General features: G+C 62.9%; 23 protein-coding genes. 16 read left to right on the forward strand and 7 right to left on the reverse strand.

Annotated elements, in window-relative coordinates; genetic code table 11:
* Positions 1 to 9: 9 nt before the first annotated feature.
* From C7I85_RS15175 to C7I85_RS15185, 3 genes are all read right to left on the reverse strand, one after another.
* Positions 10 to 324, reverse strand: coding sequence for an antibiotic biosynthesis monooxygenase family protein (locus C7I85_RS15175; protein ID WP_106724843.1), 315 nt, complete (start codon positions 322 to 324; stop codon positions 10 to 12).
* A 142-nt stretch (positions 325 to 466) separates the two neighbouring features.
* Entirely contained in the window at positions 467 to 913 is a 447-nt protein-coding gene (locus C7I85_RS15180) for a hypothetical protein (RefSeq protein WP_106724844.1), read from the reverse strand.
* Positions 914 to 915: 2 nt separating this feature from the next.
* Positions 916 to 3,072, reverse strand: a complete 2,157-nt coding sequence (locus C7I85_RS15185; RefSeq protein WP_181257191.1) for a TonB-dependent hemoglobin/transferrin/lactoferrin family receptor — start codon at positions 3,070 to 3,072, stop codon at positions 916 to 918.
* Positions 3,073 to 3,344: 272 nt separating this feature from the next.
* Here C7I85_RS15185 and hemP point away from each other — a divergent pair, with 272 nt between their 5' ends.
* Genes hemP through C7I85_RS15210 form a run of 5 tightly spaced genes read left to right on the forward strand, consistent with a single transcriptional unit; the run spans position 3,345 to position 7,449 of the window.
* Complete coding sequence (gene hemP / locus C7I85_RS15190) at positions 3,345 to 3,554, forward strand: hemin uptake protein HemP (RefSeq protein ID WP_106724845.1); 210 nt, start codon at positions 3,345 to 3,347, stop codon at positions 3,552 to 3,554.
* Between the two features lie 23 nt (positions 3,555 to 3,577).
* A complete protein-coding gene (locus C7I85_RS15195) occupies positions 3,578 to 4,633 on the forward strand; it encodes a hemin-degrading factor (RefSeq protein WP_106724846.1) in 1,056 nt (351 codons plus the stop codon).
* Between the two features lie 11 nt (positions 4,634 to 4,644).
* Positions 4,645 to 5,538, forward strand: a complete 894-nt coding sequence (locus tag C7I85_RS15200) for a heme/hemin ABC transporter substrate-binding protein (RefSeq protein ID WP_428832863.1) — start codon at positions 4,645 to 4,647, stop codon at positions 5,536 to 5,538.
* A complete protein-coding gene (locus tag C7I85_RS15205; RefSeq protein ID WP_106724848.1) occupies positions 5,516 to 6,649 on the forward strand; it encodes a FecCD family ABC transporter permease in 1,134 nt (377 codons plus the stop codon). Before C7I85_RS15200 ends, C7I85_RS15205 begins: the two co-directional genes overlap by 23 nt.
* Before the next feature lie 8 nt (positions 6,650 to 6,657).
* On the forward strand, positions 6,658 to 7,449 hold the full coding sequence (locus C7I85_RS15210; RefSeq protein WP_106724849.1) for a heme ABC transporter ATP-binding protein: 792 nt from the start codon (positions 6,658 to 6,660) through the stop codon (positions 7,447 to 7,449).
* A 77-nt stretch (positions 7,450 to 7,526) separates the two neighbouring features.
* Here the strand turns inward: C7I85_RS15210 and rirA are convergent, their stop codons facing one another.
* Complete coding sequence (rirA, locus tag C7I85_RS15215; RefSeq protein WP_106724850.1) at positions 7,527 to 7,991, reverse strand: iron-responsive transcriptional regulator RirA; 465 nt, start codon at positions 7,989 to 7,991, stop codon at positions 7,527 to 7,529.
* Positions 7,992 to 8,340: 349 nt separating this feature from the next.
* Here rirA and C7I85_RS15220 point away from each other — a divergent pair, with 349 nt between their 5' ends.
* From C7I85_RS15220 to C7I85_RS15235, 4 genes are all read left to right on the forward strand, one after another.
* Complete coding sequence (locus C7I85_RS15220) at positions 8,341 to 8,937, forward strand: GNAT family N-acetyltransferase (RefSeq protein WP_106724851.1); 597 nt, start codon at positions 8,341 to 8,343, stop codon at positions 8,935 to 8,937.
* Positions 8,938 to 9,003: 66 nt separating this feature from the next.
* Positions 9,004 to 10,293: a DUF445 domain-containing protein gene (locus tag C7I85_RS15225; protein ID WP_106724852.1), complete on the forward strand. Its 1,290-nt coding sequence runs from the start codon at positions 9,004 to 9,006 to the stop codon at positions 10,291 to 10,293.
* Positions 10,294 to 10,376: 83 nt separating this feature from the next.
* Entirely contained in the window at positions 10,377 to 10,802 is a 426-nt protein-coding gene (locus C7I85_RS15230) for a phasin family protein (protein WP_106724853.1), read from the forward strand.
* A 290-nt stretch (positions 10,803 to 11,092) separates the two neighbouring features.
* The gene (locus tag C7I85_RS15235; RefSeq protein WP_106724854.1) at positions 11,093 to 11,581 is read left to right on the forward strand and encodes a MaoC family dehydratase; all 489 of its coding nucleotides are present in this window, start codon (positions 11,093 to 11,095) and stop codon (positions 11,579 to 11,581) included.
* Between the two features lie 8 nt (positions 11,582 to 11,589).
* Here the strand turns inward: C7I85_RS15235 and maiA are convergent, their stop codons facing one another.
* The gene (maiA, locus tag C7I85_RS15240; protein ID WP_106724855.1) at positions 11,590 to 12,240 is read right to left on the reverse strand and encodes a maleylacetoacetate isomerase; all 651 of its coding nucleotides are present in this window, start codon (positions 12,238 to 12,240) and stop codon (positions 11,590 to 11,592) included.
* Between the two features lie 215 nt (positions 12,241 to 12,455).
* Here maiA and C7I85_RS15245 point away from each other — a divergent pair, with 215 nt between their 5' ends.
* The gene (locus C7I85_RS15245) at positions 12,456 to 13,139 is read left to right on the forward strand and encodes a response regulator (protein WP_181257192.1); all 684 of its coding nucleotides are present in this window, start codon (positions 12,456 to 12,458) and stop codon (positions 13,137 to 13,139) included.
* 110 nt (positions 13,140 to 13,249) lie between these two features.
* On the opposite strand, the gene C7I85_RS15250 is transcribed toward C7I85_RS15245, so the two are convergent.
* Together C7I85_RS15250 and C7I85_RS15255 are read right to left on the reverse strand one after the other, a co-directional pair.
* On the reverse strand, positions 13,250 to 14,587 hold the full coding sequence (locus C7I85_RS15250) for an ATP-binding response regulator (RefSeq protein ID WP_106724857.1): 1,338 nt from the start codon (positions 14,585 to 14,587) through the stop codon (positions 13,250 to 13,252).
* A gap of 13 nt (positions 14,588 to 14,600) precedes the next feature.
* Positions 14,601 to 15,665, reverse strand: coding sequence for an FIST N-terminal domain-containing protein (locus tag C7I85_RS15255; RefSeq protein ID WP_428832864.1), 1,065 nt, complete (start codon positions 15,663 to 15,665; stop codon positions 14,601 to 14,603).
* Between the two features lie 384 nt (positions 15,666 to 16,049).
* Here C7I85_RS15255 and C7I85_RS15260 point away from each other — a divergent pair, with 384 nt between their 5' ends.
* The 6 genes from C7I85_RS15260 to C7I85_RS15285 all read left to right on the forward strand — a co-directional run bounded on the left by C7I85_RS15260 (position 16,050) and on the right by C7I85_RS15285 (position 21,355).
* The gene (locus tag C7I85_RS15260) at positions 16,050 to 16,565 is read left to right on the forward strand and encodes a (2Fe-2S)-binding protein (protein ID WP_106724858.1); all 516 of its coding nucleotides are present in this window, start codon (positions 16,050 to 16,052) and stop codon (positions 16,563 to 16,565) included.
* 120 nt (positions 16,566 to 16,685) lie between these two features.
* Positions 16,686 to 19,040 (forward strand): xanthine dehydrogenase family protein molybdopterin-binding subunit, encoded by a 2,355-nt coding sequence (locus C7I85_RS15265; RefSeq protein WP_106724859.1) that lies wholly within the window; start codon positions 16,686 to 16,688, stop codon positions 19,038 to 19,040.
* A gap of 12 nt (positions 19,041 to 19,052) precedes the next feature.
* Complete coding sequence (locus C7I85_RS15270) at positions 19,053 to 19,856, forward strand: FAD binding domain-containing protein (RefSeq protein ID WP_106724860.1); 804 nt, start codon at positions 19,053 to 19,055, stop codon at positions 19,854 to 19,856.
* A 120-nt stretch (positions 19,857 to 19,976) separates the two neighbouring features.
* On the forward strand, positions 19,977 to 20,417 hold the full coding sequence (locus C7I85_RS15275; protein WP_106725093.1) for an acetyltransferase: 441 nt from the start codon (positions 19,977 to 19,979) through the stop codon (positions 20,415 to 20,417).
* A gap of 74 nt (positions 20,418 to 20,491) precedes the next feature.
* Positions 20,492 to 20,821 carry a hypothetical protein gene (locus tag C7I85_RS15280; RefSeq protein WP_106724861.1) on the forward strand — a complete coding sequence of 110 codons (330 nt, stop codon included), beginning with the start codon at positions 20,492 to 20,494 and terminating at the stop codon, positions 20,819 to 20,821.
* A gap of 90 nt (positions 20,822 to 20,911) precedes the next feature.
* Positions 20,912 to 21,355: a hypothetical protein gene (locus tag C7I85_RS15285; RefSeq protein WP_106724862.1), complete on the forward strand. Its 444-nt coding sequence runs from the start codon at positions 20,912 to 20,914 to the stop codon at positions 21,353 to 21,355.
* Positions 21,356 to 21,436 lie beyond the last annotated feature (81 nt).

A 21,436-nucleotide genomic window follows, 5' to 3' on the forward strand; every position in this document is an offset into this window, starting at 1 on the left:
CCGCTCGGCCTATGCGCCTTCGACGACCGAAAAGCCCTCGAACTGAGGGTGGCCGATATAGAGCGGCTTGTTGTTGCCGGCATTCTTGTGGGCAGCGCGGAAATTCTCCGACTTGGTCCAGGCGACGAAATCCTCGTGGCTTTCCCACACGGCGTGCGAAGCGAAGAGCGTGTAGCCTTCCTCCTCGTTGACCGGCCCGCGCAGAAGATGAAACTCCCTAAAACCCTTCATCTCGGCGAGGCTCGAATCGCGGTTCTTCCAGACGTTCTCGAACGATTCTTCCGAGCCCTTCTGCACCCTGAAGCGGTTCATTGCGATGTACATGGGTCGATCTCCTTTCAAATCCGATGGGGTCGGCCGGGCAGCCAGCTTGTCAGTAGGTCAAAGAATAGATGGCCGGGCGCGGACGCTCGGCCAGGGTTGGCATGGCGTGAGCGGTCGCCATGCCGTTGTCTGCAGCCGGCCCTCACAGGCCGAACTTGATCCCGGTTCTGCTCTCGGTCTTCAGCGAGCGCAGGCAGGCATCCGGCGCGATGCCGTTGCCTGAGCATTGGGCGGCGGTGTTGATGAGCACGCGGCTGACCTTGGCGCAGTCGGTGCGCGGCAGGTCGAATCGGCTCACCTTGGTCTTGCCGGCCGGCAGGTCCTTGAAGTCGAGCACCGTCAGCCGGTCGACCACGCCGCTCTCGTCGAACAGCGCGATCTCGAAGACGGCCCGGGACAGTTCGGCGCCGAGAGCATTGTTGACCACGAAGGTCATGCGGCAGCCCTTGTCCGAGGGCTCGGCGCCGTTGAGTTCGAGGGTGAGGGCAGGCGCGGCCGCGTTTTCCTGGGCAAACGCCGGCCCTCCCGTTGCGAGCGGCAACGCCATTGCGGAGGTCATGAAGCCAATGAGAGCTGCCGCCCGAACCATGATCAGCCTCCGAAGCGCATCGTTGCGCCGAGCTTGAACGTCACGCCCGGCTCGTAGAGCGCGCTGGTGGTGCTGGCGTTCAGCGGGTTGGTGTACTTGACGTCGAAGATGTTATCGACGCGGAAGTTCACGTTGAGGTTGTTCGTCGCCTTGTAGGTGGCGAAGGCGTTAACCAGCGTGTAGTCCGAGGCGTATGGGTTGCCCTTCGGAGCGCCGTTGTACTGAACCTCGCCGCCGAGCACGAGCCTGTCCTCCAGGAAGCGGAAGCCGAGCTGGCCGGTGACCTGGGAGGAGGGGATGGTGGCAAGGTCTTCCTGCTCGCCACTGTAGGACACCGTGTAGCCGTCGATGATCGACGCCGACAGGCCGAGGAAGCCCCAGGCCGCGTCATAGACGCCTTCGAGCTCAAAACCCTTGATCTTGGCGTTGGCGAAGTTCTGGTACTGGTAGCAGATCGGGATCGCGCCGGTTACGCGCGGGCAGCCGCTGGTCGGGTCGTAGGCGGACAGCGTCGCGCCGCCGATATAGTCGGCCACGTCGTTGTTGAAGTAGGCCGCCTTGAGGCGCAGCGCGTCGTCTGGCTGGATGAGGCCGTCCTGCTTGTAGTTGATGCCGACTTCCCAGGTCTTTGCCGTCTCGGGCTTGAGGTCCGGATTGGGCAGGAACGGGAACTTTACGCCCGACGGGTGCAGGCCGCTGATCAGCGTTTCGGTGATCGTCGGCGAGCGATAGCCCTCGGCATAGGTGCCGTAGACCTGCAGGCCCTGCAACGTGCCTTCCTGGAAGGGCGAGACGCCAACCGTGATGCGCGGCGACAGGCGATCGCCCGAGGCCTCTCCGGAACTGCCGTCGAGCTTGTAGCTGTCGTAGCGCAGCGCGCCGATGACCTCGAGCCACTCATAGGTGAGCTTGTCCTGGATGTAGGCGCCCGACACGCGACGCTTGCCCGAAGGGGTGTAGACATCCATGCCGCCGCCGGCGTTCGCGGTGACGACATCGTCGCTCACCCAGTCGCCACCATAGGTGAACTCGTGGCTGGCAAAGCCGGTGTCGAAGCGCGACGTGTTCCAGATGTCGAAGCTGTAGGTGCCGAGGTCGTAGGTCGTCTGCGAACCGGCCGGCACGACGATCGGCGCGCCGGTCGTGGAATCGAACTGGTTGACGTCCTTCAGATAGGTCTGGCCGAGGTCGGTCTTGTTGTAGGCGGCGTTGATGTGCAGATCGAGCCAGCTGTTGTCGTCGTCGGTGATGCTGTAGCGACCGGTGAAGGTGTTCTGCTTGACGTCCATGTCATAGGCGTTCGCGCCTTCGGTCCAGCTGTCGTTGGCGCCGACCCAGCCGAGCTTCAGCTCGCTGTTCTCCGTCGGGCGGATGGTGGTCTTGAGCATGCCGTTCAGCACGTCGAAGCCGGTGCCGGGAACGGTGTCGCCGCCGCCATCCTTGTAGCTGCCGTAGTCGCGATAGACGATGTTGCCCAGAACGTCGAAGGCGTCGTTGAAGCGGTAGGCGCCGGTTGCGCTGGTGGTCCAGCCATGACCGTTGGTTTCATAGATGCCGCTGACCGATCCTGCCCAGGTCTCGCCGTCACGCAGGAAATCCTCCGCATCCTTGGTCTCGTAGAAGACCACGCCGCCGATGGCGCCCGAGCCGTAGGTGTTGGCCACGGGCCCTCGAATGATATCGACCTGCTTCACCAGTTCCGGATCGAGCCAGAACATCGATTGCGTGCCGTGGCCGGAGCGTTGGAAATTCTGCCGCGCGCCGTCGACGATGACCGCGACGCGACCAAAATCCTGCAGGCCGCGGATGTTGATGCTGGAGGCGGTGCGGTTCGCGTCGGACTGCGTCGCAACGCCAGGCACGGCGAACAGCAGGCCCTGCTGGGTCGTGGCCATGCGGCGTTCTATCGACTCGGCATCCACATGGCTGACCGACGCCATGGTGTCGATGGCGCTCTCGTCGGTGCGGCTGACGACGGTGATCTTGTCGAGAAGCGTGACGCCGTCGCCGCCCTTCTTCTGCTCTGCCTGTTCGGTGTTTTCCTGATTCTGCGCCTGGCTGCCGGCTTCCTGCGCCGAGGCTGAAACCACGCCGATGGCAATGGCCGCAACGCCCGCCATCAAGGCCGCGGCGCGCATCGCGCTCAGCCTGAACTTCATTGCTCCGTCGCCCGACGGAGTCCCCACTTCATGAGCCAACAGCCCCATACCCTTATTTCTCCAGTGTCTGCTGATGCGGGCTGGCCTGGAGGCTGGCTGGCACTTTTTTCATTTGAATCGGAGCGTTTTAAATCTTGACTCGTTTACTCCGGTATTGCACTGACTAGATAACATGATTGATCGAGTCAAGATTGATTTCGAGCCCATCAATCCGATCGGTGGACAACGAAATCGTCTTCGCAAGGCAGCGGCAAACAAGGGGTCTATCGACCATGAACAGCCACAATCAGGACGCTTTTCACCACCGTGCGAAGGAGCCCGTCGTCGAGGCGGGCCAGCGGCAGGAAACGTCGCTCCTGTCGATCCGCACGGTCTCTAGCGCAGCGCTCTTCGAGGGCGAGCACGAGATCGGCATCGATCATCGTGGGGCGCTTTACCGGCTGAAAATTACCCGTCAGGGCAAGCTCATTCTCAACAAGTAATTCCGTATCAAGGGGTCTGAATCATGGATGCTCGCGTTAAGCCCGCGCCGCACGAAATCCGTCTGGCGAGAGCCGAAAATCCGAAGATGCGCGAGCGCGATCTCGCCAGCCAGCTTGGCGTCTCCGAGGCCGAGCTGGTGGCGGCCTATATCGGCGAAGGCGTCGTGCGCCTCGAGCCGCGCGTCAACGATCTATTGACCGGCCTGGAGGCCGTGGGCGAGGTGATGGCGCTGACCCGCAACGAAAGCGCCGTGCACGAGAAGATCGGGGTCTACGACAAGGTCGTCACCGGTGAGCAGACGGCAATGGCGCTGGGCGAAAACATCGACCTGCGCATCTTCCCCAAGCGTTGGGCCTTCGGCTTCGCCGTCGAAAAGCGTGACGGCGACGATGTTCGCCGCAGCTTCCAGTTCTTCGACAAGGCGGGTGCTGCCGTGCACAAGGTGCATCTGCGCCCATCCTCCAATGTCGAGGCATATGAGCAGCTGGTCGAAAAACTCCGCTCGGAGGACCAGAGTGTAGCCCTCGATATCGAGGCCGCCGATGTTGTCGAGGCGACCGTCGTGGAGACGACCACAACCGTGGAAGAGCTGCGCGACCGCTGGGGCAAGCTCACCGACACGCACCAGTTCTTCGGCATGCTGCGTACCCTCAAGCTCGGCCGTCAGCAGGCGCTGCACATGGTCGGCGAGGACTATGCCTGGCGGGTCGAGAACGATGCGCTGACGACCATGCTGCACAAGTCGGTCGAGACGCAGGTGCCGATCATGTGTTTCGTCGGCAATGACGGCTGCATCCAGATCCATTCGGGACCAATCCAGAACGTCAAGCCGATGGGGCCGTGGATCAACATTTTCGACGAGACCTTCCACCTGCATTTCCGGACCGATCACGTCCAGGAACTCTGGGTGGTGCGCAAGCCGACCACGGACGGCCATGTCACCTCGCTGGAAGCCTATGACGCCAATGGCGAGTTGGTCATCCAGTTCTTCGGCAAGCGCAAGGAAGGCCATGACGAGCGCGTCGAGTGGCGCGAAGTCGCCGAGAGCCTGCCGCGCGCGACGGCGGCTGCCGCATAAGGATGAAGAGCATGTCGATATTCAGCCGTTCCATGCGGGTTACCGCGCTCGGCGTTGCGCTGGCGTTCGGTTCGCTTGGCGTGGCGCAGTCGGAGGAGGGCAAGAGCGTGTTTCCGGATGCCTCCCGCGTTGCGGCCGTTGGCGGCTCGATCACCGAGATCGTCTATGCGCTGGGCGAGGAGGGCAAGCTGGTGGCTCGCGACTCGACCAGCACCTATCCGGAAAGCGCGCTAAAACTGCCCGATGTCGGCTATATACGGGCGCTGTCGCCCGAAGGTGTCCTGTCGGTCAATCCGTCCGGCATCCTGGCATTGGCAGGGAGCGGGCCGAAGGAAGCCATCGACGTGCTCAAGAAGGCGAGCGTGACCTATATCGAGGTGCCCGAGACGTTCGATCACCAGGGCATTCTCGACAAGGTGCGCATCGTCGGCCATGCGCTCGGCGCGGACGACAAGGCCGCGACGCTTGCCAGCTCCATCGATGCCGACCTCAAGGCGGCCGAGGAACTGACGGCCAAGGTGGCGGAGCGCAAGCGCGTGCTGTTCATTCTCAGCATGGAAGGCGGCAAGATCCTTGCTGCCGGCGACCACACGGCCGCCAATGGCATCATCAAGCTGGCCGGCGGTGTGAACGCCATGGAAGGCGTGAACGGCTACAAGCAGCTGACCGACGAGGCGGCGCTGACCGCCAAGCCCGACATGATCCTGATGATGGACAGCGCAGGCGCGCCCGCAACGGCGGATGCCGACGTCTTCTCCAACCCGGCTCTTGCCACTACGCCGGCGGGCAAGGCGAAGAAACTCGTCCGCATGGATGGCAGCTACCTGCTGGGTTTTGGCCCGCGCACGGCAAGCGCGATCCGCGATCTCGCGGTCGCACTCTATGGCGACCAGATCAAAGGCTGAGCGTACCGTGGTTGACAGCGTGGCCGGCAGCGTCGGCAACATGGAAAGGCGCGCGTCGGCGGGCGACCGCTCGGCGCGCGCGAAATTTGCGATCGTCCTACTGGCGGTTCTGCTCGGCGTGACCGTGCTGCTGAGCCTGGCTTCCGGAGCGTCGGATGCCTCGGCGCTGGCCGTTGCGCGCGACTGGCTGTTTCCGTCGATGTCGGACGGCTCGCCTCTGTCCGAGCGCGACCGTATCATCGTCTATGACATCCGCCTGCCGCGCGTCGTTCTTGGCGTGCTGATAGGCTCGGCGCTCGCCGTGTCGGGCGCGGTCATGCAGGGTCTGTTCCGCAATCCGCTGGCCGATCCCGGCCTGGTCGGCGTGTCCGCAGGGGCGGGGCTCGGCGCCATCGTCGTCATCGTCCTGGGCGGCACCATGCTTGGCCCGCTGCTGGCGATTCTCGACATCTACACACTGCCACTCGCAGCTTTCGCGGGCGGTCTTGCCACGACCCTGATCCTCTATCGCGTCGCCACGCGGCGCGGACAGACCTCCATCGCCACCATGCTTCTGGCCGGCATTGCGCTCGGCGCCATGGCCGGCGCGTTTTCCGGCATCATGGTCTATCTCGCCGACGACCGGCAGCTGCGCGACCTGACGTTCTGGGGGCTCGGCTCGCTGGCCGGCGCCACCTGGACCAAGATCGCGGCGGCCGGGCCGATCATCGCGCTGGCGCTGATCGCCTCGCCCTTCTTGGCGCGGGGCCTGAATGCACTGGCGCTGGGGGAGGCGGCGGCGCATCACCTCGGCATCCCCGTGCAGCGGTTCAAGAATGTCGCCATCGTCTCGGTCGCGGCGGCCACCGGCGCCTCGGTCGCGGTCAGCGGCGGCATCGGCTTCGTCGGCATAGTGGTACCGCATCTGCTGCGGCTGCTGATCGGGCCGGACAACCGCTACCTGCTGCCGGCTTCGGCCCTGCTCGGCGCCTCCATGCTGCTGCTCGCGGATGCGATAAGCCGTATCATCGTCGCGCCGGCGGAACTGCCGATCGGCATCATCACCGCAGCCGTCGGCGGACCGTTCTTCCTGTGGATCCTGCTGCGCAAGCGCGGTCTTCTGGATCTCTGAGTACAGCCATGATCGAAGCCACTGACATTTCTGTCTCCATCGGTTCCAGGCGCATCATCTCCGATGTGAACTTCGAGGTTCGCCCGGGCGAGATCGCGGCGATCGTCGGGCCCAACGGGTCCGGCAAGACCACGTTCCTGAAGGCGCTGACCGGCGATCTTCCATATTCGGGCCGCGTCGTCATCAACAACCGCGACATGGCGGGCCTGAAGCCGTGGGAGGCGGCGTCGATGCGTGCCGTGCTGCCGCAGTCGACGGCGCTGTCCTTTCCGTTCACGGTACATGAGATCGTAAAACTCGGCCTGATGAGCGGCCGTTCAGGCGCGCTGGCAAGCGAGGAACGCAATCTACCCGAAAGGGCGCTGGCGCGGGTGGACCTCGACGGTTTTGCGGGCCGTTTCTATCAGGAGCTTTCCGGCGGAGAGCAGCAGCGCGTGCAGCTTGCCCGCGTGCTGTGCCAGGTCTGGGCGCCGGTGCTGGATGGCAAGCCGCGTTATCTATTCCTCGACGAGCCGGTCTCCAGCCTCGACATAAAACACCAGCTGATCATCATGGACATCGCCCGCGATTTTGCCCTGCGCGGCGGCGGCGTGGTCGCAATCCTGCACGATCTCAACCTGACGGCGATGTACGCCGACCGCATCTTCGTTATGCATCGGGGCCGGCTGGCGGCCGCCGGAACCCCGCAGGAAGTGCTCAGTGACGATCTGATTTCGCAAGTGTTCGAGTGCGGCCTGAAAGTCGGCCGGCTTCCGGCCGGCAATACGCCGTTCGTCCTGCCGCAATCGGCGGCGATTTAGGGCGCCGCATTCGCCCTCAAAACAAAAAGGCCGCGCCCGGAAGGTCGCGGCCTTTGTTTTTCCAGCGATCGGTTGGCTTACGCAGCCGGCGCGCGGCGTTCTGCCAGCTCGTCGATGCCGAGAAGCGCGCGGACATTGGGCCGCGCCTTGACCAGATCGTCGATCGTGTGCTTGGCAAGCACCGCGAAGAAGGCGTTCAGCGCCTCGCGCAGCGCTGAGTTCAGTCCGCAGCTGTCGATGAGAGGGCAATCGGCCGCATCGTTTTCGAAGCATTCGGCCATGGCGAAATTCTCTTCCGTCACCCGCACCACGTCGAACAAGGTAATCTTGTCGGCCGGGCGGCCGAGCCGAACGCCGCCATGACGTCCGCGAACCGTCTCCACCAGACCCGCTTCGACCAGCGGTTGCAGGATCTTGAACAAGAACAGCTCCGACACGGTATATGCGTGGGCAATTTCGGGAATCCGGCTGAGCCGGTCATTGTTGGCGGCGCAATACATCAGGATGCGTATGGCGTAGTTTGTCTGGCGCGTGAGCCGCATGGTGGTTCCTTCGCGAATGCTGTCCGGATCATGGGCGCGTAACGCGCTCGCATGAGGCTCCGGCCAGTACGGGCACTGCAATCGACTCGATCAGCAGGGATCGTTTCTCTTCATTACCGAATATGGCGTACAGTTTGGAATAATTCCAGATTGGAAACGACAATACTTTCCATTCTTTGTCAAGTTTATGATGGCGCTCGCCTGCGTCGAGCCCAGCAGCCCTGCGCTGCGCGAATGGCTGCCATGATTGACTTTTACGTAAGACGAGGTTGCATTTCGTGTTGCAGTGCACAATATTGGGGTCGTTCGTAGTCGTAGACTCGAGGGAGGAGCCCACGAGGAGTACGACATGCAGAAGTCTGCATCCCCCATGGCCCAGCTTACGGGCATCATCAGGCAACTAAGGCCTTCGGATTTACCGCGCTTTCGCGACCATCTGCTGCGGCTTGACGTCGAAAGCCGGCGCGACCGCTTCAATGGCTTCGCCGACGACAGTTTCGTCACCGCCTATGCCGATCGCTGCTTTGCGAAGGGCACCACCGTCATCGGCTATGTCGAGGACGACCGCGTGCTCGGCGCCGCCGAACTCCATGAGCGGCCGGAAATCGAAGAACCCACGGGCGAGATCGCCTTCAGCGTCGAGCGCGAGCTTCAGCACCGCACGATCGGCGGGCGCCTGTTCGAACGGCTGATCGCCAATGCGCGCTGGCTCGGCTATACGCGGCTTCTGGTCACCACCCATCCGCAGAACCAGGCGATGAAGGCGCTGGCGCGCAAGTTCAATGCTGCGCTTTCCTTCGACGCCGGCGAAACGGTGGGCGTCATCGAGCTCGACCCGCCGGTGCCGGTGTTCACCAAGGCAGCTTCCGACCCTTTCGTGATGGCTAGGGGCGCACGTGCCGGCGCCCCGGCGATGCCGCCTGCCGTCTTCTTCATGCACTCCTGACCTCGGCGTGGTGGCGTGCGCGTGAGCGAATGGTAGTGTAGCTGCCGTTCGCCACCGGAATTGCCCATGTCACCGAACGACACAATCGTTACCACCGGCTTTCGCGACGACGCGGCCAAGCTTGCAGCCCTCCGGCGCACCAAGCTGATCGCCACCGGCGCGCTTTGCCTCTGCGTTGCGGTGTTCGCCACCGCCAAGATCTATCAGCCCGTCTATCCGTGGCTTGGCTTTGTCGCCGCCTTTGCCGAGGCCGCGACCATCGGCGGCCTGGCCGACTGGTATGCGGTTGTGGCGCTGTTCAAGCGGCCACTCGGCCTGCCCATTCCTCACACTGCCATCATTCCCGCCAATCAGAACCGCATCGCCGACAATCTCGGCCGCTTCATCGAGGTCAACTTTTTGGCGCCCGGGCCGGTGCGCGAGAAGCTGAACGAGGTGGATTTCGCGTCGCTGGTGGCCGACTGGCTGTCCAACCCGCAACGCGCCGAGGCGCTGTCGCGCTTCGTTGCGCGGCTGGTGCCGCAGACGCTTGCCGCAATCGACCGTTCGGGCCTGCGCAATTTCGTGGCCGAACGCATGGTGGCCGAACTCGACAAGGTGCGGGTCGCGCCGCTGGCGGCCGAATTCTTGTCGGCCTTCACTGAGGATCGCCGGCACCAAAAACTCTTCGACCAGTTCACCAGGATCATCGGCCGCTTCCTCTCCGACGAGGAAGCGCTGGCCACAATGCGCGAAAAGATCCGCAAGGAACTGCCGTCGCTGTTCAACCTGTTCCGTGCCGACGCTTATCTTTTGAAGAAGATCGTCGCGTCGTCCGCCTCGCTTCTAGAGGAGGTGCGCAACGATCCCGATCACCCGATGCGGCACGAATTCGACCGCTTCGTGCACAACTTCATCGACGATCTGCGCACCTCAAAAGCCTATGCCCGCCGAGCCGAGGCGATGAAGCGCGATTTCCTCGCCCGGCCCGAGCTGAAGGCGCTTGCCGGCGACGTGTGGGAAAGCCTGCGCAATTTGATCGAGCAGGATGCCGCGGCACCGGATTCGAAGATCCGCGCGCATCTTGCCGGCATGTTCGTGGAAGTCGGCCGCAACCTTGCCAGCGACAAGGCGATCCGCGCCGACATGAACCAGGGCTTTGTCGTGGCGCTGTCATCCTTCGTCGAAAGCCAGAAGAGCGGCGTTTCCGGCTTCATCGCCGAACAGGTCAAGCGCTGGGACCTCGGCCAGCTGACCCGCCTGATGGAGATGAACATAGGCCGCGACCTGCAATATATCCGCTTCAACGGCATGCTCATCGGCGGCATGGCCGGGCTGGCGCTCTATGTCGGGGAGCTACTCCTCCTGGCGAATTGACCTTGGTGGTCTCGGCCCTATTCTGACTGCAGGCTCCGTCCGGAGCGTGCACGCTCTATTGGGAGCGCAAAGGGAGGACAGGAATGGCCAAGAAACCCGAGTCCGACACTTTCACCGGCATGTTCAGCCAGCTCGGCGAGGCGTTGAAGATGCCGCGCGTCGACGTGGATGCCATCATCGATCACAACCGCCGCAACCTCGAAGCCTTGCAGAAAGCAGCTAGCGCCTCGGCAACGGGCGCGACCGAACTGATGAACAAGCAGCGCGAGATCTTTCAGGACACGCTGCGCGAGATCACCGATATGGGTCAGAATTTTCGGGCGGGAAATCCGCAGGAAATGATGACCAAGCAGGCCGAACTCGCCCGTCGTTCCTTTGAGGCGGCCGTGAAGAATGCCGGCGAATCCGCCGATATCATGAGAAAGTCGGGCAGCGAGTCGCTCGACATATTGCGCCAGCGCATCCATGACGCGATGGAAGAGATCCGTCGCGGCTACGAAAAGAAATAGTGGCGCCGGCGCAGATAGCGTCGTCACCGAATTCGATTTGACGCTCTCGCCCCGCGGCCTGACAGAGGTCGGCGAGGTCGACGCGATCTGCCTCGCGACTTGACGCCCGCAGGGCGGCGCGGCGCCGCTGTAGGCGCCCCAGGGGGCCATTTCGGCATAAATGCCTTTTGTCACGCCAAATAAGCTGCTACTTCCGGCGCCGATTGACAGGAAACGGCTTGCCGTGACCGGCGGCCGGCCATCGCCCAACTGGAATGAAGGCGTGGCGCGCTGACGCACGGAGGTAATTTATGTCGAAACCGGCTCCGACTTTCGAGATGCTGAAGGGAATGGCCGGCCAGGAGCTCGGCGTCTCGGGATGGGTTACGGTCGACCAGAGCCGCATCGACCAGTTCGCCGAATGCACCGGCGACCACCAATGGATCCATGTCGATACCGAACGCGCCAAGCGGCGCAGCCCGTTTCGCTCCACCATCGCGCATGGCTATCTGACCCTGTCGATCATCGGTGCGCTTGGGCAGGACCTCGGCGCGGTTCCGGAAAACACGCAAGCCGCCTTCAACTACGGGCTCGACCGCGTGCGCTTCATCTCGCCGGTGCGTGTCGGCTCGCGCATTCGCCTGCGCTCGACCATGATTTCCATGGAAGATCGCGGCCCCGGCCAGTATCTGATCAAGGCAAACAACGTGGTCGAAATCGAGGGCGAGGAAAAGCCCGCGCTGATCGCCGAAACGCTGATCATGTTCTACGAGCGCCGCACGAGGCCGGTGAAGGCCTGAAGCTTCGATCACTCCGCGTCGGGCTGGTTCTTCGGCGCTGCCTTGATGAAGGCGGGCAGTTCCATGCAGTTCGCCGCGATCCGCGAGATCACGGGGTAGGGGCCCATGTCGACGTCGAAGCGGGCGTTGTTGGCGACCTGCGCGACCAGGCAGATGTCGGCGAGGCCGGGCGCGTCGCCGTGGCAGAAGCGGCCCGTCTCCGGGCTTTCGGCCAGGATTTTTTCAAGCGGCTCGAAGGTCTCATTGACCCAGTGGCGAAACCAGTTAGCAACGTCCGCGTCGCTGGCGCCGAACACTGCGCGCAGCGAGGTCAGGATGCGCAGATTGTTCACCGGATGGATGTCGCAGGCGATCATCTGGGCCAGCATGCGCACTCGCGCGCGGCCGAGCGGGTCGGCTGGCAATAGCGGCGGCTCGGGCACCATCTCGTCGAGGAATTCGATGATCGCCAGCGACTGCAGCAGCACATGGCCATCGGTCCAGACCAGTGCCGGCACCAGCCCCTGCGGATTGACGGCCAGATAAGGCGGCTCGCGATGCTCGCCGTGGCGCAGGTGGTGGGCCACGTAAGCGTAGCTAAGTCCCTTCATTTCCAGCGCGATCCTCACCCGATAGGAGGTCGAGGACCGGAAATAGTTGTGCAGGACGATCTCACTCATCGGGGCCTCCCGGTGCCGTCGTTTCGCGCCCGCCGCAGTCATGCGTCAGGCAGGGACATTCGATGTACTATTTGCCAATAATCGCTTGCGGCTGGCTCGGCTACTCTTGGAGCAGGCGGAATGAATCGAGGACGCGGAAAAGATACCTGTCGGACCGGCGATTCCGGTGTGGGACATGCCCTTGATTCACATAGTTGCATGACGGAGTGTTGGCCATGAGCGCTGCCAACGACAAAGCCCGATTCCTGATCATCGACGATCACCCCCTGTTTCGCGAGGCGCTGCACAGTGCCGTGCGCATGGCCTATCCGGATGTCGATACGGTCGAGGCGCGCTCCATAACCGAGGCGCTGGAGATATTGGCGGGTCCAAAGCCGTTCGATCTGGCGCTGCTCGACCTCAGCATGCCCGACGTGCACGGCTTCGAAGGGCTGCTGCAGCTTCGCACCCATCACCCGCGGCTGCCGGTGGTGGTCGTTTCCGGCCATGAGGAGCCCAAGATCATCTCCGAGGCGCTGTCCTACGGCGCGGCGGGCTTTATCCCGAAATCGGTGCGCAAAAGCGACCTTGCCGCTGCCATCCGCGCGGTGATGGACGGCGCAATCCACGTGCCGGAAAACTACAAGCCCGAGGCACTCGACGCCGAAAGTGCGGACCGGGCCGAAATGGCGCGGCGCCTTTCCAAGCTGACGCCGCAGCAGCTTCGCGTTCTGCAGATGCTCCGCCAGGGGCTGCTCAACAAGCAGATCGCCTATGAGCTGCAGGTCGGCGAGACGACGGTGAAGGCGCATGTCTCGGAAATCCTGCGCAAGCTCAACGTCTACAGCCGCACACAGGCAGTGATCGAGGTCTCGAAGCTCGACAACATCGATCTGTTCAGGGACTCGTCGGGATTTTGAAGGTTAGGGGAGTAGGGCAGTAGAGTTCCAGAAGGAGCCGCCTCCCGGAGAACTGCCGGGCGTGGAACAATCCCTGTCATTCGGCCCTATTCCCCTATTCCCTCACTCCCCTAAGCCAGCAGATGCGCCAGTAGCGCCCTGAGTTGCGCCGGCTTCAGCGGTTTGCGCATCAGTTCGACGCCGGCTTCGCGCGCGACTTCAGCCACCTCTTCCGAGGTGTCGCCGGTTACGATCAGCGCCGGCACGTCGCGGTTGAGATAATCGCGTACGGCCGCGATGGTGACGCTGCCGAGGTCGCCGCCTTCCAGATGCTGGTCGGCAATCACGATGTCGGGGATCCAGGCCGTATCGCCCAGCGCCTCCAGCGCTTGTGTGGTCGAGGCCGCCGATTTCACCGTGCACTGCCAGCGCTCTAGAAGCACCGTCATTGCATTCTGCACATCGGGCTCGTCCTCGATCAGAAGCACCTTGGTGTCGAACAGGCCATAGCCACGCGGCCGTTCCTCTACAGGGGCAGTGGGCGTTTCAACGAAGGCCGTTTTGGCCGCCGGGACTTCGAGATGGAATATGGTTCCGCGCCCGACGACCGAAGTGAAGCTGATCGGATGCCCGAGCGCGCTTGCCATGCGGCGCACGATCGAAAGGCCAAGCCCGAGCCCGCCTCCGGTCAGATCTGCTTCCGTCGCCTGAGGCGCGCGGTGGAATTCTTCGAAGATCGCCTCGTACTCATCTTCGGGAATGCCGCAGCCGGTGTCCACCACGTCGATCCTGACGGTGCTGCGGCGGTGGCGTATGCCGACCAGCACGCCGCCGGCGCGGGTGTAGCGGATGGCGTTGGAGACGATGTTCTGCAGGATGCGCCGCAGCAGCGTGCGGTCGGAGCGTACCACCGCATTGGTGCTACGGAAGCGCAGCTTCAGGCCCTTCTGGTCCGTCAGCGGCTGGAAATCGGATTTCAGCGAAGAAAACAGCGGCTCGAGCGCGACGTCGGTGATCTCCGGCTGGACCACGCCGGCATCCAGCTTGGAAATGTCGAGCAGGATGCGCAGCAGCTCTTCCATCGTCTCCAGCGAGCGCTCCACCTGCTGCACCAGCTTGCGGCCTTCCTCGGTGGTCTGCACCTCCGCAAGCGCGGAGACGGTGAGATGGGCGGCGTTGAGCGGCTGCAAAATGTCGTGGCTGGCGGCGGCCAGGAAGCGGGTCTTGGAAAGATTGGCGCGCTCGGCGTTTTCCTTGGCGGCCACGAGGTCGACATTCGACACCTCGAGCCGGCGCAAGGTGGCGCGCAGTTCCTCGGTGCGGCTGCGCACCCGGTTTTCGAGATTGATTGCGGTCTGGAAAAGCGAAAACGCGTTGCCCTGCTGGTCCATCGAACGCTCGACGCGCGAGATCAACGCCTCGTTGATCTTCTTCAGCCTTTCGATGTCGTGCACGTCACGGATGGGCATATTTTTCTTGCCGTCACTCCGCCGCTTGTTGCTGCCCGAAAGCAATGCCGGTGAATGTCTGGTTTAGATGCATTGAACGGTATTGCTCGCCATAGGTTCCAAAACCGACCACGCGGTTGGCGCGATAGAGTTCGGAAATGTCGCGGAATACCTGGCGATTGCGCGCGTCGAGCCTTCTGAGCACGCAGTCGAAACCCAGGATCATGTCGATGCCGCCGAGGCGCTCGCTGACATTCTTGAGCGCGGCGCGGGTCGAATCCACCATGCCGGTCGGCTTGGCGATGGAAAGCACGACGCCATCGTCGATGGCGCAGTAGAAGGTCAGCGAGCCGTCCTTGTTCATCTTCTGGATAGAGCGGCAGTAATATTCGCCACCCACCTTCACGACCACCGGGTGCGAGGCAAAGCTGAGCGGGGTCATCGCGCTGTGCACGATGCCCACGGCCGCGGCGAATTCCTCGGCGGCCACGCCGGCGTTGAATTCGCGCACGATCCGTCGCTCCGGGTCGGAGGCGGTGACCACCAGCTTCTCTCCCGTTGGGACGAAATTCTCGGTCTTGAAGACGTGGAACGGCACGTCGGTGGCAATCAGGATCACGATGGCGCAATCGCTGCCGACATGGCCGTTGGAGATCGGCGTGGTGGTCTCGAACTTGAGGTCGTCGCCGGCGGAGCCGCCAATCAACGGAATATCGTCCAGCGCCCAGTGCAGCGCCGAGGTCACCGCTTCTTCGGCATAGGAAAGCCCGTCGATGAGGCAGATGGCAAATACGTTGCCGGATCGGGCCAACCCGTTGCGCGCATGAAGCTCCCGCCGCAGCCCCTCCACTTCGCCGGCGACCTCGTCCATGCCGGCGGTGGAAAGATCATGGATCGTGGCGCTCACTGCGGTGAAAGTGCGCCGCGGAAACAGGATCGCCACGACATGGCCGTCTTCGAGGCCGGCGGGCGTGATCTCGCCCGCGGTCGAGCAGCCGGCATGGGCGAGCTCCGGCGCGTGGCGTGCCAAAGCTTCGGACAGAGCCTTGGCGCTCATCATCGATTGGGAAAAGAAGAACAGGGCGAAGCCGGCATCCATGGAAGAGGCTTCGCTCGCGACCGCGCGCGCAAATTCGTCGGCATCGGCCCTGTCATATGTAAGGGCCGACAGACCACAAGCATAGCTTGTCCGCGAACAGACCAGCGCAGTTCCTCCCCAACCGGCCGATCGACGTCTTCCTCCCGCGCCGCCGGCGTACACGTCGGGCGCATTCTTGTACCTGAAGTTGATTTTGGCAATGCCTCGGGTCTTGGCCCAGATGGGGCAGGTCGTATCCGAAAGTACAATATACGGACTCAAGGGGCCCTTGCATTCTCGCCATGTCGAAAGATGTAATGCGCTTTCGCCACATGCTGTGGCGATGGCAGTTACGCCGTGCGCAGACCTTACGGGCGCGACGGCGCGGGCACCGAGGGAGGTTACATGTCGGAAGTATCGTTGGTTGTGAACGGCCGGCGCGTTAGCGGCGTGGTCGAGGACCGCACGCTGCTGGTCCATTTTCTGCGCGAGCATCTGGGACTGACCGGAACGCATGTCGGCTGCGACACGTCGCAGTGCGGCGCATGCGTCGTGCATGTGGACGGCAAGGCGGTGAAGTCCTGCACCATGCTGGCCGCGCAGGCATCCGGGTCTACCGTGGTCACCATCGAAGGGCTGGCCGATGGCGCGGATCTGCATCCGGTCCAGGCTGCTTTCAGGGAAAATCACGCTCTGCAGTGCGGCTTCTGCACGCCGGGCATGATCATGGCGTCGGTCGACATCATCAACCGCCATCCCGACGGGCTGGACGAAGCGACGGTCCGCGAGGAGCTTGAGGGCAATATCTGCCGCTGCACTGGCTACCACAACATCGTCAAGGCGGTGCTGGCCGCTTCGAAGGCCATGAACAAGAGCAAGGCCAAGGGCAAGTCGGCGAGCAGGGCGAAGCAGGCAGCGTGAAGAAAGTCGGGCGCGGGGCAGCGAACGGATTAGCGCAAAAGGGCCGGATCCCGGCCATCCTTTCCCTACCGTTATTCGCAATCCGCTTTTCGCTTCTGAAGGTTCTGGAGGAGAACTTCGATGGGCATTGAAGGTATCGGCGCGCGGGTGGCGCGCAAGGAAGACAAGAGATTCATCACGGGCGCGGGGCGCTACGTGGACGACATGGTGGTTCCGGGCATGAAGCACGCGGCCTTCGTGCGCAGCCCGTACGCCCATGCGCAGATCAGGAAGATCGACGTGAAGGCGGCGCAGGCCATGCCGGGCGTGATTGCGGTCCTGACCGGCAAGGAACTGAAGGCCGACGGCATCGGCAACCTCATCTGCGGCTGGATGATCCATTCCAAGGATGGCTCGCCGATGAAGATGGGCGCCTGGTCGCCGCTGGCGGTCGACAAGGTGCGCTATGTCGGAGACGCGGTGGCCATCGTGGTCGCTGACACCAAGGGCCAGGCGCGCGACGCGGCCGAGGCCGTGGAAGTCACTTACAAAGAGCTGAAGGCGGTCGCCGACGTGACCGAAGCCGTGCGCAAAGGCGCACCGCAAATCCACCCCGAAGCCGAAGGCAACCTGATCTTCGATTGGGAGATCGGCAACGCCAAGGAGACCGAGGCAGCCTTCAAGAAGGCGGCGCACGTGGTCAAGATGGACGTCATCAACAACCGCCTGGTGCCCAACGCCATGGAGCCACGCGCGGCGCTCGGTCATTACGACAAGGCCGAAGATCACTACACCTGCTGGACGACGTCGCAGAACCCGCATGTCGCACGCCTGGTGATGAGCGCCTTCTACAACGTCGCGCCCGAGAACAAGCTGCGCGTCATCGCTCCCGATGTCGGCGGCGGCTTCGGCTCCAAGATCTACATCTATCCGGAAGAGCTCGTCTGCCTCTGGGCGTCCAAGAAGAGCGGCGTGCCGGTCAAATGGGTGGCGGATCGTAGCGAGAGCTTCCTGTGCGACGCCCATGGCCGGGACCATGTGACCCATGCCGAGATGGCGTTCGACGAGAACCACAAGATCCTCGGTTTCAAGGTCGAAACCATGGCCAATCTCGGGGCCTACATGTCGCTGTTCTCGTCCGCGACGCCAACCTATCTCTACGCGACGCTGCTCTCGGGCCAGTATGACATCCCGGCCATCCATGGGAATGTGAAGGCGATCTACACCAACACCGCCCCCGTCGACGCCTACCGCGGGGCAGGGCGCCCTGAAGCTGCCTTCCTCGTGGAACGCATGATGGAAGTGTCGGCGCGTCAGTTCGGCATCTCGCCGGCGGAACTCAGGCGTAAGAACTTCATCACCTCCTTCCCGCACCAGACGCCGGTGATCATGAACTACGATGCAGGCGACTTCGCAGCCTCGCTCGATGCGGCCATGAAGGAGGCCGACTATGCCGGCTTTGCCAAGCGCAAGGCCGAGGCCGCGAAACGCGGCAAGCTGCGCGGCATCGGCATGAGCTGCTACATCGAGGCCTGCGGCATCGCACCCTCGGCTGCGGTGGGCTCGCTCGGGGCGGGCGTCGGCCTTTGGGAATCGGCCGAGGTACGCGTCAACGCGGTGGGCACCATCGAGGTGCTGACCGGCTCTCACAGCCACGGGCAGGGGCATGAAACCACCTTTGCCCAGCTGGTGGCCGAGCGCCTCTCGGTGCCACTCGATTCCATCTCCATCGTCCATGGCGACACCGACAAGGTGCAGATGGGCATGGGCACCTATGGCTCACGCTCAGGCGCGGTGGGCATGAGCGCGATATCCAAGGCGCTCGACAAGGTCGAGGCAAAGGCCAAGAAGATCGCCGCCCATCTGATGGAGGCCGACGAGGGCGACATCGTCATCGAGAACGGAGCACTCAAGGTGGCCGGTACCGACAAGAGCGTGCCGTGGTTCCAGGTGGCGCTCGCCGCCTACACCGCGCACAATTTGCCGGGCGGCATGGAGCCGGGTCTCAAGGAAACCGCCTTCTACGACCCGTCGAACTTCACCTTCCCGGCTGGCTGCTACATCTGCGAGGTCGAGATCGATCCCGACACGGGCGTGACCGAGATCGTGCAGTTCGTGGCGGCGGATGATTTCGGCAACATCATCAATCCGATGATCGTCGAGGGCCAGGTGCATGGCGGCATTGCGCAGGGCATTGGCCAGGCATTGCTGGAGGGCGCCCATTATGACCCCGACAGCGGTCAACTGCTGACGGCCAGCTACATGGACTACACCATGCCGCGTGCCGCCGACCTGCCTTCGTTCAAGGTGTCGACCTCGAACACACCATCGCCGTCCAATCCGCTCGGCATGAAGGGCTGCGGCGAGGCGGGCGCAATCGGTTCGCCGCCCGCCGTCATCAATGCCATCACGGACGCCATCGGCACGGAAGACCTGACCATGCCGGCCACCCCGCAGAAGGTGTGGGCGGCGATCCGCTCGGCCACGAAGCACTGAGGAGGAACGATCATGTATTCGGTCAACTATCATCGGGCTTCCTCGGTCGCGGATGCCGCGAAGCTCATCAAGAAAGGCGATGCCAAGTTCCTGTCGGGCGGTATGACGCTGATTCCGGCCATGAAGACGAGGCTCGCCGCACCCTCCGATCTCGTCGATCTCAACCACATCGCCGAGTTGAAGGGCATCAAGGTCTCCGGCAAGACCGTGACGATCGGGGCGGCGACCACTCATTACGAGGTCGCCACTGACGAGAAGCTGAAGAAGGTTTGTCCGGCGATTGCCGAGCTTGCCGGCTTGATCGGCGACGTCGCCGTGCGCTATCGCGGCACGATCGGCGGCTCGATCGCCAACAACGACCCGGCAGCCGATTATCCGGCGGCCTTGATGGCGCTCGATGCAACAGTCGTCACCAATAAGCGGCAGATACCGGCGGAAAAATTCTTCAAGGGCCTGTTCGAGACCGCTCTGAAGGATGACGAGATCGTCACCGCCGTCACCTTCACCGCGCCTCCGAAAGCCGCCTACCAGAAATTCCCTAACCCGGCCTCGCGCTACGCCATTACCGGCGTGTTCGTGACCAAGGGCAAGGATGGCGTGCGGGTGGCGGTCACCGGGGCGGGCGACAATGGCGTGTTCCGCTCCAAGGAAATCGAGGCGGCGCTGGCGAAGAAATTCGATGCCGCCGCGCTCGATGGCGTGAAGGTGCCCTCGGCCAATATGATGACCGACATGCACGCCTCGGCCGACTACCGCGCCAATCTGGTGCTGGTGATGGCCAAGCGCGCGGTTACGGCGGCGAATGCCGGGGCCTGAGCCGACTTGGAAAGATCAAAAGGGGGCCGCTCGCGGCCCCTTTTTTCTTGGCGGAAACACCTTTCGAGAACTGCCCTTGTCGGCTAGGTGAACCGCTCGAAGATGGAAGGCAGAGACGAAATGAATATCCGCGCACGAGACGCCAGCGATAATCCCAAGCTCACCGAGATCTGGCTCGCGTCTGTGCGGGCAACGCATTCCTTTCTCACCGAGGACGACATCCAGTTCTACCACCCGCTGGTCAGGAACGAATATCTGCCAGCGGTGGACGTGTGGGTGTCGGAAACCGAGACAGGTGAGCCGGCAGGTTTTATTGGCTTGTCCGAAAGCAAGGTGGAGATGCTTTTCGTCGACCCTGCGCACCATGGACGTGGGCATGGCAGGCAGCTTCTGGCCTTTGCCAGCCAGTTGCGCGGTCCGCTGACGCTTGACGTAAACGAGCAGAATCCCGGCGCTTTGGCCTTTTACCGCAAATGCGGCTTTGTCGATGTCGGACGCTCGGAGCTGGACGGTTCGGGCAAGCCTTTTCCGCTCATCCATATGGCGCAGCGCGGCGACTGAGTTCGCTCGCTTTTGACTTGCCCATGACCAGCGGGCTAGATGGCTTGCATCATGCGTCTTCAAGGCTGGGTCGAGTGAAGAATTACTGGAAGATCGGGCTCGGTGTCGCGGCCCTGCTGGTCGTGGCGCTCTTTGTCGGCTGGTATCGCGTCGCGTCGATCGGACACGAGGCGCTGCGCGACGTCGCCACCCAGGCCAATCTTTGCAAGACGGTCGGCTGTTCCGAGGGGATCGACGAGGCGTCGTCCTATCTCGCCGAGGAGTTCGGCCTGTCGCCTCGGCTCGTCGAATGGTGCGTCGGCGTCGACACGCTGTCTGAGCGGACCGGCAGCAAGGGGCTGGTCAACCGCTCCTGGTGGATCAACCTGCTCTACGAACCCTGCGGCGACCCGATCCTTGAATGATCTGTGCGGCAGTTTACGCTGAGCCAGAATCACAGCAGCTATTGCCGGAGCTACATCCTCGAGTAAGATAAATCTTGCGGAGGGGATGATATGAAAAGAATATCGGCGCTTTGCACGGTCTCGTTTATTCTTCTTTCGAACGCATGGGCAGATGAAGTGGCCGAGACCAAGGATGGTCGCCAGATAATTCTGCACGACGACGGTACTTACAAATTCCTGGACGACGAGCAGAAGGTGGCCGGGCAGTACAAGCAGATCAGTATTGCCAACTTGAAGCTCGATATCGAAAGCATGCATGGCCAGGCCATCGAGACTGCGGCCAAGGTGACGTCGGTGGGCGCAATGGTGATGCTTTCCGACCCCAAGCAGATGTACGATCCAAATCCGGTCACTACGGATTCGGCAAAGCTGAGCGGAAGTGATCGGCAATACGTCCTTACGAAATGCAACCTGGGCTGCAAGGTCACGGTTCGAGGGGTGATAAAGGAAGTGCTTTTCCGGGGCGGCATCGAGCTTCACGAGCTCGTTTACTGAGACTTTGGGCCCGCTCGTCAGGCGACGTCGGCAACCAGGGTCGCTGGGGCGCCGGACGAGAATTTTCTGCCGGGCCGGGCT

Origin of the sequence: Pseudaminobacter soli (ex Li et al. 2025), assembly GCF_003012705.1 — a bacterium.
GTDB lineage: Bacteria > Pseudomonadota > Alphaproteobacteria > Rhizobiales > Rhizobiaceae > Pseudaminobacter > Pseudaminobacter soli.